The sequence below is a fragment of the Bacillus sp. FJAT-49711 genome (genome assembly GCF_018343715.1).
Lineage (GTDB): Bacteria > Bacillota > Bacilli > Bacillales > Bacillaceae_C > Lederbergia.
On the sequence record NZ_JAGYPL010000001.1, the window covers coordinates 1,264,531 to 1,276,996 of the forward strand.

The window sequence follows — 12,466 nt, forward strand, 5'->3', positions numbered from 1 at the left end:
TCCCTTTGAAAGTAAGTCAAACTTCCATTGAGACAGCCTCTTGTCAAAATTATTTTACAATATGAATCGGTGTTCCTAATGCTACGTCCGCAGCTTCCATCGTAATTTCACCTAAAGTTGGATGTGCATGGATGGTCATCGCAATATCTTCAGCAGTCATTCCTGCTTCAATGGCTAGGCCAATTTCCGCAATCATATCAGATGCACTAGCCCCGGCAATTTGGCCGCCAACCACTAATCCATCTTCTTTACGTGTAATCAATTTCAAGAAACCATCTGTATTATTTAACGCAAGTGCACGCCCGTTAGCTGCAAACGGAAATTTAGCCGCCACAACTTCTAAGCCTTCTTCTTTTGCTTGCTTCTCAGTGTATCCAACAGTCGCTAGTTCAGGTTCCGAGAATACAACAGCTGGAATCCCTAAATAATCAATTTCAGACGGTTCACCAGAAATAGCTTCCGCTGCAATCTTTCCTTCATATGATGCTTTATGTGCAAGTTGAGGGCCTGCAATAACATCACCGATCGCAAAGATGCTAGGAATGTTTGTACGACATTGTTTATCCGTTTTAATTACTCCACGGTCTGTCATGTCAACGCCGACCTGTTCTAATCCTAATTCATCTGTATTTGAACGACGACCAACTGTTACTAATACATAATCAGCTTCTACAGTTTGTTCTTCACCTTTCGCTTCGTATGTGACAACAACACTGTTTTCATTCTCTACCGCACCTTTTGCCATTGCATTTGTCACAATTTCCGCACCCTTGTTTTTAAGATTACGGACAACGACAGAAGACATTTGTTTTTCGAATGCCCCGGCAAATAATTCTCCGCTTCCTTCGAGGATTGTTACTTCAGTTCCAAAGTTAGCATATGCCGTACCAAGTTCCACACCAATTACCCCACCACCGATGATCACTAATTTTTTAGGAATCTCAGGAAGGTTTAATGCACCAGTTGAACTGATAATACGATCTGAGAATTTGAATGTTGGGATCTCAATCGGACGAGATCCAGTTGCGATAATAGCATGTTTGAATGTATATGTTTGGGCAGATGTTTCATCCATTACACGTAATGTATTTGCATCAACAAAATACGCTTCACCTTTTACGATATCTACTTTATTTCCTTTTAATAATCCAGCAACACCTGATGTAAGTTTGTTAACAACTTGACCTTTCCAGTTTTGTACTTTAGAAAAATCAACTGTTACATTTTCAGCAGAAATACCAATATCGTCCGAATGTTTTGCTGTTTCATAGCGATGGCTAGCTGTGATTAGCGCTTTGGAAGGGATACAACCGACATTAAGGCAAACCCCACCTAATTCAGCTTTTTCAACAATTGTTACCTTCTGTCCAAGCTGAGCAGCACGAATGGCGGCAACGTATCCTCCAGGACCGGCACCGATGACGATTGTATCTGTTTCAATAGGGAAATCTCCTACTACCATTGTTTTACGCCTCCATTAATAAAAGTTCAGGGTCGTTAAGTAGTCGTTTAATTTGGTTAAGTGCATGTTGTGCGGTAGCACCATCAATAATTCTATGGTCAAAGCTTAATGACAATGCCAACACAGGTGCAGCTACTATTTCACCATTACGAACTACAGGCTTTTCAGCAATACGGCCAATTCCTAAAATAGCTACTTCAGGATGATTAATAACAGGTGTAAACCATTGACCGCCTGCAGATCCAATATTAGTAATTGTACATGAAGCACCTTTCATTTCATTCGGTGCAAGTTTTCCGTTACGTGCTTTATCAGCAAGCTCGTTGATTTCCTTAGAAATAGCGAAAACGGATTTTGTATCTGCGCGTTTTACGACAGGAACTAACAAGCCTTTATCAGTATCCGCTGCAATTCCGATATTATAATAATGCTTCTGAATGATTACATCTTTCGCATCATCGATAGATGTGTTGAGTGCTGGGAATTCTCGCAGAGCACTTACTAATGCTTTTACAACATAAGGCAAGAAAGTTAACTTGATATTTTTTTCTGCTGCTACTTCCTTGAACTTTTTGCGATGCGCTACTAGTTTTTCCACATCTACTTCATCCATTAATGTTACATGTGGAGCTGTATGTTTTGAATTTACCATTGCTTTTGCGATTGCTTTACGGATTCCACTCATTTTCTCGCGAGTTTCAGGATATTCTCCTTCTGGAATCACTGGTGCAGCTGCTTTAGTTTCTTCTTGTACAGATGTTTTAGTTTCAGCTGTTTCAGATACAGATGGACCGCTTAAGAACGCGTCGATGTCTTCTTTCATGATCCGATCATTTTTTCCAGTTCCGGATACTAGGCGAATATCTACACCTTTTTCTCTCGCATATTTTCGAACAGAAGGCATAGCGATTACACGGCGATTTGGATCAAGCTCTGATTCAGGCTGTGCACCAGCACCTGTAGTTTCCACTGTTGCTTCTTGAGACTCCTCAGCTTTTACTTCCTCTTTTTTAATCTCTTGTCCAGTTTCTGCAGTCGATTGGACATTCGCTTCAGTCTTTTCTTCCCCGTGATCACCCTTAAATTGGAGATCTTCATATCCAGGTGCGTCGAATTTTATCAATACATCTCCAACAGTAGCTGTTGTACCTTCTTCTACGAGGATTTCCTCAACAGTACCAGCAACAGGAGACGGAATTTCAACAACAGCTTTGTCATTTTGAACTTCACAAAGTACATCATCTTCTGCCACTTTGTCACCAGGTTTTACAAACCACTTTACTATATCGCCTTCGTGGATACCCTCACCGATATCTGGCATTCTAAATTGAAATGACACTGGTATTCACCCTCCTATAAGATAATAGTGTTTAAAATTGTAATACTTTCTTTGCAGTTTCGATTATATCTTTATGGTTAGGCAACCACACAGGTTCTGCTTGAGAGAATGGATATACTGTATCCGGCGCTGCAACTCGGAGTACTGGCGCCTCTAAGCTAAGAATGGCACGGTCATTAATTTCTGCAACAACTTGAGCAGCTATCCCTGCTTGTTTCTGTGCCTCTTGAACAACGATTGCTCTATTTGTTTTTTCAACAGATGCAATGATTGTATCAATATCAAGCGGGCTTATTGTACGAAGATCAATTACTTCTACAGAATGGCCCTCTTTTTCAAGCTCTTCAGCCGCTTTTAGGGAATCATGAACCATTGCACCGTAGGCAACGATAGTCAAATCCGAACCTTCACGCTTAACCTCCGCTTTTCCTAAAGGAATTGTATATTCTTCTTCAGGTACTTCTTGACGGAAGGAACGATATAATTTCATATGTTCAAGGAAAATAACAGGGTCATTATCTCTAATGGCAGAAATTAAAAGTCCTTTAGCATCATATGGTGTAGAAGGAATTACCACTTTTAAACCCGGTTGTTGAGCCATTAGTCCTTCAAGACTATCGGCATGCATTTCCGGAGTATGAACTCCTCCTCCAAATGGTGAACGAATAGTGATTGGCGCATGGAACGCTCCACCTGTACGGTATCTCCAACGAGCCATTTGTCCACTTACAGAATCCATTACTTCAAATAAAAATCCGAAGAACTGAATTTCCGGTACCGGACGGAAGCCTTGTGTAGTTAATCCAATGGCCAAACCACCGATTCCTGACTCAGCAAGAGGCGTATCAAAAACGCGGTCTTCACCGAATTCTTTCTGCAGTCCTTCTGTAGCACGGAAAACCCCTCCATTGACCCCGACGTCTTCTCCAAACACGAGAACATTTTCATCGTTGCGCAATTCAGTGCGAAGCGCATCCGTGATAGCTTGAATCATAGTCATTTGCGCCATGGCTTACTTCGACTCCTTCTCTTTATAAATTTCATACTGTTCCTGCAAATTGTTAGGAAGCTCTTCATACATATTGGAAATTAAATCAGTAACTTTTTGCTTAGGTGTATCATCAGCTTTTTTAATCGCTTCTTTAATATCCTCTTTCGCTTGCTCAATTATTTCATTTTCTTTTTCTTCATTCCAAATCCCTTTATTTACTAAGTAATTGCGGAATCTCACAAGTGGATCTTTTTTCTCCCATTCGCTATCAGTATCAGATGTACGGTAACGAGTAGGATCATCTCCAGCCATTGTATGGGGACCATAGCGATAACACATTGTTTCAATTAATGTTGGACCTCCGCCATTAATTGCTCTTTCACGTGCTTCTTTTACGACTGTATATACTGCAAGTGGATCCATACCATCTACAAGTACTCCCGGAATACCAGCCGCAATCGCTTTTTGAGCGATCGTTGTAGCTGCAGTTTGTTTTTCACGAGGAGTTGATATCGCAAACTGATTGTTTTGCACGATAAAGATTGCCGGAGCACTATAGGCACCCGCAAAGTTGATTCCTTCGTAAAAATCTCCTTGAGAAGATCCGCCATCACCGGTATATGTAACAGCAACTGCTTGTTTGCCTCTCTTTTTAAATCCAAGAGCTACACCTGCAGCTTGAACATATTGTGCACCGATAATAATTTGTGGTGGAATTACATTTACTCCCTCAGGGATTTGATTTCCTACAAAATGTCCTCGAGAAAATAAAAATGCTTTATATAGTGGAAGTCCATGCCAAATAATTTGAGGAACATCTCTATATCCCGGCAAAATAAAATCCTCTTTTTCAAGAGCAAAATGTGATGCAAGCTGTGAAGCTTCTTGACCCGCAGTTGGTGCATAGAAACCGAGACGACCTTGTCGATTCAATGAAATACTGCGCTGGTCCAAAATTCTTGTATAAACCATACGGCGCATTAATTCAGTAAGTTGCTCATCGGATAGTTCGGGAACAAGTGAGTCATCCACGATCTCTCCCTTTTCATTCAAGATCTGAACCATTTCAAATTGACCTTCAATATTTTCGAGTGTTTTCACAGCATCGAATTGTGTCTTCTTTGTTTTAGAAGCCATTGAAGCCACCTATCCTTTCTAATCATAATATTTGATGTCGGACATAATAAATTGCCCTAACGCGGGAGATTATTCATGTTCCGGATTACATACTAGTATAGGTTTTCCACATTTCTCATGAAGAAAAACAGAAAAACTTTCCCATCTTAATAAATAAACTGTACCAATCTTTTTCGAAAAAATATTAATACAAAGTTTCACCACATTTAGAGTACATGAAAACAGTTTGTTCGTCAATGAATTAACATTGAGCGGGAATATATCTGTATCTATAAAAATAAACTGTATCATATTAAACAAAGTATCTGTTTTATAAAAAATAAATTTTATCTAAACTGTTATACATTAGATGTAGAAAGATAAAAAAACAGAAACGGAAATTCCGTCTCTGTTTTATCTAAATTAATTACTTGTTTCTATATTTAATCCAGAATCTTTGTAGAATTTAAGTTTCGCCTCGTTGAATTTTTTTGTTTGCTCATTAAATTGGCTATTTGCTTCAAAAACACTCTCATAAGCTTCATTGGAAGCTTCTATTTGAGCCTGTAAATCTTCAATTTTTAAATCCTCATTCTTAATCATTTCATAAATTTTTTTATCTTCGGCGAGTCCATTCATATAAGATGAAAATAATTTATCATACGATTCATAGCGATTATTCATTAATTCTTGTAATTCATCAGCTTGTTTTTGAAGCTTTTCATCCTTGATTTTATCAAATTCTTCAGATGCAAGCTGAAATTCCTTTTTGGATTCTTCAAGTGATTGTTTTTCTTTTTTCATATGTTCTTCTCTTTGATCCAAATTAGTGAGGGCGTCATCGGCTAATTTAGAAATTTGATCAAATTCCTTCATACCTAAGTCCATAATTTGATCAAATAATTCTTTTTCGTTTGCTTCAAGTTTCTTTAGTGGCTCTTGTTGTTTTTCAAAATCGGCTTCCTTAGCAGCTGTTTCTTCCAATGTTTGATAAATATTCTTTTCTGTCGACGAACATGCCGATAAAATGACAGATAATAATAAAATAAAAACAATCGTATGTACTTTTTTCATCTTAATCCTCCTAACTGTTCCATCCTAACTATAACGGGATATAGTCTATTTGACAATAATGCAAAAAATAAAATAAGATGATTTTGATGCTAAATTATATTACTTATAAATAGATGCTTGCTAGAAATAGGAGTGATGAAAATGATACTAATGAAAGATATTGTTCGCGAAGATAATCCAATATTACGGAAAATCGCAAAAGAAGTTGCATTACCTCCTTCAAAAGAGGATGTAGACATTTTAAATAGCATGCAAGAATACTTAAAAAACAGCCAAGACCCCGAAATAAGTGAAAAATATAGTTTGCGCGGCGGCGTAGGTCTTGCAGCACCCCAGATCAACATCCTAAAAAGAATGTTCGCTGTACGTGTAGAAGATGAAAACGGTAAAAAATATCATTATTCATTGATAAATCCAAAAATTATTAGCCATTCTGTAGAAAAAGCTTATTTGACTTCAGGCGAAGGCTGCTTATCTGTAGATCGAAATGTCCCTGGATTTGTATTACGCCATGCTAGAATTACGCTTAAAGGATTCGATATTGAAGGAAAAGAGTTAAAACTACGATTAAAAGGCCTGCCTGCCATCGTTTTCCAACATGAGCTTGATCATTTAAACGGCGTTATGTTTTATGATTATATTGATGGGAGTAATCCGTTTTTTGTTCCAGAAGGGGCCATTCCTGTTGAAAGATAATTATTTGCTGTCAAGAAAAATCAAATCTTGACAGCCTTTTATTTTATTGTTTCAAAATCTTCTTCCAACAGTCCTACTTCTATCAATCCATTTACAATTCCATCGTTATCAACGCTTGTTGTTATAAAATCGGCGTGCATTTTAACAGCCTCATGCGCATTTCCCATTGCTATTCCCGTTCCTACTGTTTGCAGCATCTCGATATCATTCAAGCCATCACCAAATGCATATGTATTCTGCAATTCAAACCCTAGCCTTGCAATCAACTTCTTTATTCCTTCAGCCTTTGATCCTCCTTTTGGAACAACATCTAATGACTCCTCATGCCATCTAATAAAAGTAAGGTTATTTTCAAAGTCTATTAAATAACCATCTTCACCTTCTTTTGCGAAAAGAAGAGCTTGATAAATATTCGTTTTTTCGAAGAAATTCGGATCATATTCAGGATGGACCATTTTAAGTGTGCCGAGACTTTCTTTCACTCGGCTATCAAATTCTACATTGGATTTTAATGTAGACTCATTCAAAAATACTAAGTGATGTTGATGTTTTTCTGCTACCTGTATTAATTTTTTTAATTTAAGGGAGTCCAAAGGATTTGTATACACTACTTCATTTCCAAATACAACATATTGACCATTAAAACTTACATATGATTCCATATCCAATTCTTTTAACAATGTAGTGACCATAAATGGCGCCCTTCCTGTAGCAAGAGCTGTATAAACTCCTTTCTCTTGCAACGTCTTTATAGCTGCTTTAGTAGAAGCCGGAAGATTTTTTTTATCGTCTAGCAATGTTCCATCAATATCAAAGAAAACTATTTTTTTCATATCATATCTCCTCGTCTGATTCTTCTATTCATGATAGAGAGTACATAAAAAGCATATAATAAAACCGATTAATATGCACAAATTTACATTTTCTATTTGCAAGTTGCTTTTACTTTGGACCAGTATCGGTTAAAATAGAAATTAAGGAGTGATCCACAATGTTTAATAAGCTGAGAAAAAAGCTTTTGAAACGGTGGAAAGATTTACTTAGAAAAAAAACAATTGCTTAATCAACAATTAAGATCCCTCTGTTTTTTTCGGAGGGCTTATTCTTTATAATAGGCTATTTTCAATTGAAGGTTCTTGAATTCATTAAAAAAGTTTATTGTGTCTAAAAAAGCTAATGTTTTTTTATTATAAATTATGACAACGGAGTTAAGGAGAGATTATGATGATTTTTAAAGTTTATTATCAAGATAGCAAAAATGAAATACCAGTTCGCGAAAAAACGAAATCCATGTATATCGAAGCGGACAATGAACGCGCCATTCGCAAATTACTTAAAGAGCAACAAATCAACATTGAATTTGTTCAATTGCTGGAAGGCTCATATCTTGATTATGAGAAGCAAAGTGAGCATTTTAAACTACAGGAGAATGTACCACTATGAAATTTGTAAAAAATGACCAAACTGCAGTATTTGCTCTCGGCGGACTAGGCGAAATAGGAAAAAACACATACGCTGTTCAATTTCAAGATGAGATCATCTTGATTGACGCTGGCATCAAATTCCCAGAGGATGAACTGCTTGGGATTGATTATGTTATTCCGGATTATACTTATATTGTTAAAAATGCTGATAAAATAAAAGGTCTATTTGTCACACATGGACATGAAGATCACATTGGCGGCATCCCTTATTTGCTTCGCCAAGTAAATATTCCTATTTATGCGGGAAAATTGGCGACAGGCCTTATTAAAAACAAGTTGGAAGAGCATGGTCTTTTGCGACAAACAAAGTTTTTTGAAATAAAAGAAGATGATGTTATTAAATTTAGAAAAACATCCGTTTCTTTTTTCCGTACGACTCATAGTATTCCCGATTCATACGGCATTGTCGTAAAAACACCACCTGGAAACATTGTTCATACAGGTGATTTTAAATTTGATTTTACCCCAGTTGGAGAACCTGCCAACTTGACGAAAATGGCGGAAATAGGAAAAGAAGGTGTTCTTTGTCTGTTATCAGATAGTACAAATGCGGAAGTTCCTCATTTTACCATGTCTGAAAGACGTGTAGGAGATAGCATTCATGATATTTTCCGCAAAGTAGATGGACGAGTCATATTTGCTACCTTCGCATCAAATATTCATCGTCTTCAGCAAGTAACGGATGCAGCAGTAGCAAATGGAAGAAAAATAGCTGTATTCGGCCGCAGTATGGATGCCGCAATTGAAATTGGACAAGAACTAGGATATATTCGCGCTCCAAAAGATACATTTATATCAACCCAACAGTTGAACCGTCTTCCTGCCAATAAAGTGACTATTCTTTGTACAGGGAGTCAAGGTGAACCGATGGCAGCATTATCAAGAATTGCGAATGGGACTCATCGCCAAATCCAAATACAACCAGGTGATACGGTCGTTTTCTCTTCATCTCCGATCCCAGGAAATACAATCAGCGTTAATCGTACAATCAATTTATTGTACCGTGCTGGTGCCGATGTTATTTCAGGATCCTTAAACGATATTCATACGTCCGGCCACGGTGGACAGCAAGAACAAAAATTAATGCTTAGGCTAATGAAACCTAAATTTTTCATGCCGATTCACGGTGAATTTCGTATGCAAAAGACACATGCTCAGCTAGCCATTGAGTGTGATGTCCTTGAAGAAAATTGCTTTATTATGGATAATGGCGATGTACTTGCGTTAACTGATCAAACTGCAGAAATTGCAGGAAAGATTCCTTCTGGAAATGTGTACATTGATGGAAGTGGAATTGGAGATATTGGAAATATTGTATTGCGTGATAGAAGAATTCTTTCTGAAGAAGGTTTAGTCATCGTTGTTGTTTCAATAGATATGGAAAATCATACAATTGCTGCAGGGCCGGATATCATTTCGCGAGGATTTGTATATATGCGCGAATCTGGAGATTTGATTAATGAAGCCCAAAGAATGATTAGTAAGCATTTAAATAAAATCATGGATCGAAAAACAACACAATGGTCAGAAATAAAGAATGAAATCACTGATACATTAACCCCATTTTTATATGAAAAAACAAAACGCAAACCGATGATTTTGCCGATCATTATGGAAGTGTGAAATAGAGAGTAATAAATGTAAAAAGACCGGTACAAATTTCGAGGGCACTGAAAAAGCCCCCTAAATTTAGGATTGTGTTAAAACTTAGCTGTTGATTTCCGTTCCAGGCGGCTTCGCTTTCCGCGGGCGGTTCGGAGAGCCTCCTCGGCGCTGAAGCGCCTGCGGGGTCTCCCCTGTCCCGTACTCCCACAGGAGTCTGCGCCGCCTTCCACTCCAATCAACTGAGTCCTTTACTTTGGATAATTTTAAAAAAGGCATAATCCCCAACTATTAAGGGGATTATGCCTTTTTTGCTGTATAATTATAGTATCAATTTCAAATGGGTGGGTACTATGATTCAAAAACAACAATCAATGACTCTCAGTCCTTAATTTGGTATTTATGATTTAGTTGTTCCGAAGGATAATCTACTACGTAAACTTAACGATCTGGTTGATTTCTCTTTTGTTTATGATGAACTTAAAGATAAATATTGTCATGATAATGGTCGGAATGCAATCGACCCTATTCGCATGTTTAAATACTTATTGTTAAAGACTATCCATGACTTGTCTGAAGTTGATATTGTTGACCGTTCGAAATACGATATGTCTTTTAAGTATTTCCTTCACATGACTCCGGAGGAGCCAGTAATCGAGCCAAGTTCTTTAACCAAGTTTCGAAAACTCCGTTTAAAAGATGTAAACCTTCTGGATCTACTTATCAATAAAACTGTTGAAATTGCCATTGAAAAGGAAATCATCAAGAGTAAATCTATTATCGTGGATGCTACCCATACGAAAGCTCGCTACAATCAAATGACACCAAAAGAAATACTGATGGACCGTTCTAAAAAGTTAAGAAAAGCTATTTATCAGATAGATGAATCTATGAAAAACAAGTTTCGAAAAAACGATATAAAATAGAAGCGAAAAATAGCGAATTAAAACACAGACACGGGTACAATGTTGCAAATTCCTCGGGTCTAGTTGGTATGCAATTGCAAGGTGCAATGGCAATATTCACTGTAAATTTAAAAAGAATATTGAAACTAATAGATCAAAAATAGGGGTGAAAAATAGCCTCAATGAATAAAAAAGACGACTTAAAATTCATTTTTAAGAATTTTAAAGTCGTCTTTTTTTGTAGTGTTTTAGAAATTCTCGAAAAACCGAAGGTTTTTCAGTGCCCTCACAAATTTCCCCGGTCCTTTTTTATTACTCTGATTTGAAAAATATTAATACTATGTATAATTTCTTTCATGTTATATTTCTTCGTCCAGCTATAGATGCCTTTTTGCCTTTCTGGCACACAGCGTTTCCTTTACTATAAAAGTTTGTACGTCGCTAAACAGGCGCTTCCGCTTTTGTTTATTCCATCACTTTCTTTTCAAAGCGGTTAATATCACTGTCTGCACCAATTACGATAAGGATATCATCTTTTTTAAGTGGATCGTCTGCTTGTGGAGAAACAATGATCTCAGGTCCTCTTTTAATGGCAACGATATTTAGGCCGTATTTTGCCCTTACGTCAAGTTCAACTAATGAATGGCCGGCAAGCAGATCATTTACTTTTATTTCCACTATACTATATTCATCTGATAATTCTAGGTAATCCAAAATATTATTGGAGACGATATAATGAGCAATACGTCTTCCCATATCCCTTTCAGGATGGACAACATAATCTGCCCCAATTTTCAAAAGCACTTTTTCGTGATAATCGTTTTGAGCTTTAACCGTAATATGATTTACTCCTATTTCTTTCAGCATAAGCGTAGTTAAAATGCTCGATTGGATATCTTCACCAATTGCCACAATAACATGATCAAAGTTTCGTATGCCCAGGCTCTTTAATATATTTTCATCTGTTGTATCTGCAATGACGGCATGAGTAGCAATGGAGGCAAATTCATTGACGCGATCTTCATTTTTATCCATTGCCAGAACTTCCATTCCTTGCTCCGCAAGTTCACGGCATATGCTCCCTCCAAAGCGTCCAAGTCCGATAACAGCAAATTGTTTTTTCAACGTAATTCCTCCGTTTATTTAAATGATGATCATGATTGATTAACGAGTTGATTTTTAAAAGCATAAATCGCAGCTTGTGTTCGATCCTGTATTTCAAGCTTGCTTAAAATATTGCTTACATGAGTTTTAACAGTTTTTAATCCAATAAATAATTCTTCAGCAATTTCTTGATTCGTTTTGCCTTCTGCAATTAGCAGTAATATTTCATATTCTCGATTCGTTAAATTTTCATGGAGCTGAGGCTTATTTCTTTCCTTCATTTTTGCCATCATTTTTCCTGTCACTTCAGGTTCAAGAACAGATTGGCCTTTATAAGTTGCTCTTACTGCATCTGCTATTTCACTGGCAGTCGATGTTTTTAATATGTAACTTGTCGCTCCAGCTTCTAATGCAGGATACACCTTTTCATCATCTAAAAAGCTAGTAACAACAATAATTTTTGCATCCGGCCATTCCTTAATAATCGCTTGAGTTGCTTCTATCCCGTCCATTACATCCATTACGAGGTCCATCAGGATGATATCCGGCCGCAATGCTAATGCCATTTCCGCTCCTTTTGAACCATTCTCAGCTTCCCCTATTACCTCGATATCCGTTTGAATCGAAAGATAAGCTGAAACTCCAATGCGGACCATTTCATGATCATCCACAAGTAGTACCTTAATCATACTC

11 protein-coding genes and 1 pseudogene are annotated in these 12,466 nt (G+C 37.2%); 4 read left to right on the forward strand and 8 right to left on the reverse strand.

Annotation, left to right across the window (positions count from 1 at the left end; genetic code table 11):
• Window positions 1–49: 49 nt before the first annotated feature.
• The 5 genes from lpdA to KHA96_RS06145 form a co-directional block, all read right to left on the reverse strand.
• Entirely contained in the window at window positions 50–1,462 is a 1,413-nt protein-coding gene (gene lpdA / locus KHA96_RS06125) for a dihydrolipoyl dehydrogenase (RefSeq protein WP_213128364.1), read from the reverse strand.
• Window positions 1,463–1,466: 4 nt separating this feature from the next.
• Complete coding sequence (locus KHA96_RS06130; RefSeq protein ID WP_249315384.1) at window positions 1,467–2,783, reverse strand: dihydrolipoamide acetyltransferase family protein; 1,317 nt, start codon at window positions 2,781–2,783, stop codon at window positions 1,467–1,469.
• Between the two features lie 49 nt (window positions 2,784–2,832).
• Entirely contained in the window at window positions 2,833–3,810 is a 978-nt protein-coding gene (locus tag KHA96_RS06135; protein WP_213128366.1) for an alpha-ketoacid dehydrogenase subunit beta, read from the reverse strand.
• Window positions 3,811–3,813: 3 nt separating this feature from the next.
• The gene (gene pdhA, locus KHA96_RS06140) at window positions 3,814–4,929 is read right to left on the reverse strand and encodes a pyruvate dehydrogenase (acetyl-transferring) E1 component subunit alpha (RefSeq protein WP_213128367.1); all 1,116 of its coding nucleotides are present in this window, start codon (window positions 4,927–4,929) and stop codon (window positions 3,814–3,816) included.
• Between the two features lie 402 nt (window positions 4,930–5,331).
• Window positions 5,332–5,982, reverse strand: coding sequence for a YkyA family protein (locus KHA96_RS06145; RefSeq protein WP_213128368.1), 651 nt, complete (start codon window positions 5,980–5,982; stop codon window positions 5,332–5,334).
• A 141-nt stretch (window positions 5,983–6,123) separates the two neighbouring features.
• Between KHA96_RS06145 and def the strand changes: the two genes are divergently transcribed.
• Window positions 6,124–6,678, forward strand: a complete 555-nt coding sequence (gene def, locus KHA96_RS06150; protein WP_213128369.1) for a peptide deformylase — start codon at window positions 6,124–6,126, stop codon at window positions 6,676–6,678.
• 38 nt (window positions 6,679–6,716) lie between these two features.
• Here def and KHA96_RS06155 read toward each other — a convergent pair whose 3' ends face one another.
• Window positions 6,717–7,511, reverse strand: a complete 795-nt coding sequence (locus KHA96_RS06155) for a Cof-type HAD-IIB family hydrolase (protein WP_213128370.1) — start codon at window positions 7,509–7,511, stop codon at window positions 6,717–6,719.
• A 391-nt stretch (window positions 7,512–7,902) separates the two neighbouring features.
• On the opposite strand from KHA96_RS06155, the gene KHA96_RS06160 reads away from it, so the two are divergent.
• The 3 genes and pseudogenes from KHA96_RS06160 to KHA96_RS06170 form a co-directional block, all read left to right on the forward strand.
• On the forward strand, window positions 7,903–8,121 hold the full coding sequence (locus tag KHA96_RS06160; RefSeq protein ID WP_213128371.1) for a DNA-dependent RNA polymerase subunit epsilon: 219 nt from the start codon (window positions 7,903–7,905) through the stop codon (window positions 8,119–8,121).
• Window positions 8,118–9,785 (forward strand): ribonuclease J1, encoded by a 1,668-nt coding sequence (rnjA, locus tag KHA96_RS06165; protein WP_213128372.1) that lies wholly within the window; start codon window positions 8,118–8,120, stop codon window positions 9,783–9,785. Before KHA96_RS06160 ends, rnjA begins: the two co-directional genes overlap by 4 nt.
• 377 nt (window positions 9,786–10,162) lie before the next feature.
• Window positions 10,163–10,666, forward strand: a pseudogene (locus KHA96_RS06170) (transposase); the annotation flags it as partial.
• A 468-nt stretch (window positions 10,667–11,134) separates the two neighbouring features.
• On the opposite strand, the gene KHA96_RS06180 reads toward KHA96_RS06170, so the two are convergent.
• Together KHA96_RS06180 and KHA96_RS06185 are read right to left on the reverse strand one after the other, a co-directional pair.
• On the reverse strand, window positions 11,135–11,794 hold the full coding sequence (locus KHA96_RS06180; RefSeq protein ID WP_213128373.1) for a potassium channel family protein: 660 nt from the start codon (window positions 11,792–11,794) through the stop codon (window positions 11,135–11,137).
• Window positions 11,795–11,823: 29 nt separating this feature from the next.
• Window positions 11,824–12,462 carry a response regulator gene (locus KHA96_RS06185; protein WP_213128374.1) on the reverse strand — a complete coding sequence of 213 codons (639 nt, stop codon included), beginning with the start codon at window positions 12,460–12,462 and terminating at the stop codon, window positions 11,824–11,826.
• Window positions 12,463–12,466 lie beyond the last annotated feature (4 nt).

Excerpts from the sequence above, each read along its gene's own strand:
- lpdA (WP_213128364.1), bottom strand. The coding sequence starts at position 1,462 with ATGGTAGTAGGAGATTTCCCTATTGAAACAGATACAATCGTCATCGGT.
- KHA96_RS06130 (WP_249315384.1), bottom strand. The coding sequence starts at position 2,783 with ATGCCAGATATCGGTGAGGGTATCCACGAAGGCGATATAGTAAAGTGG.
- KHA96_RS06135 (WP_213128366.1), bottom strand. The coding sequence starts at position 3,810 with ATGGCGCAAATGACTATGATTCAAGCTATCACGGATGCGCTTCGCACT.
- pdhA (WP_213128367.1), bottom strand. The coding sequence starts at position 4,929 with ATGGCTTCTAAAACAAAGAAGACACAATTCGATGCTGTGAAAACACTC.
- KHA96_RS06145 (WP_213128368.1), bottom strand. The coding sequence starts at position 5,982 with ATGAAAAAAGTACATACGATTGTTTTTATTTTATTATTATCTGTCATT.
- def (WP_213128369.1), top strand. The coding sequence starts at position 6,124 with ATGATACTAATGAAAGATATTGTTCGCGAAGATAATCCAATATTACGG.
- KHA96_RS06155 (WP_213128370.1), bottom strand. The coding sequence starts at position 7,511 with ATGAAAAAAATAGTTTTCTTTGATATTGATGGAACATTGCTAGACGAT.
- KHA96_RS06160 (WP_213128371.1), top strand. The coding sequence starts at position 7,903 with ATGATTTTTAAAGTTTATTATCAAGATAGCAAAAATGAAATACCAGTT.
- rnjA (WP_213128372.1), top strand. The coding sequence starts at position 8,118 with ATGAAATTTGTAAAAAATGACCAAACTGCAGTATTTGCTCTCGGCGGA.
- KHA96_RS06185 (WP_213128374.1), bottom strand. The coding sequence starts at position 12,462 with ATGATTAAGGTACTACTTGTGGATGATCATGAAATGGTCCGCATTGGA.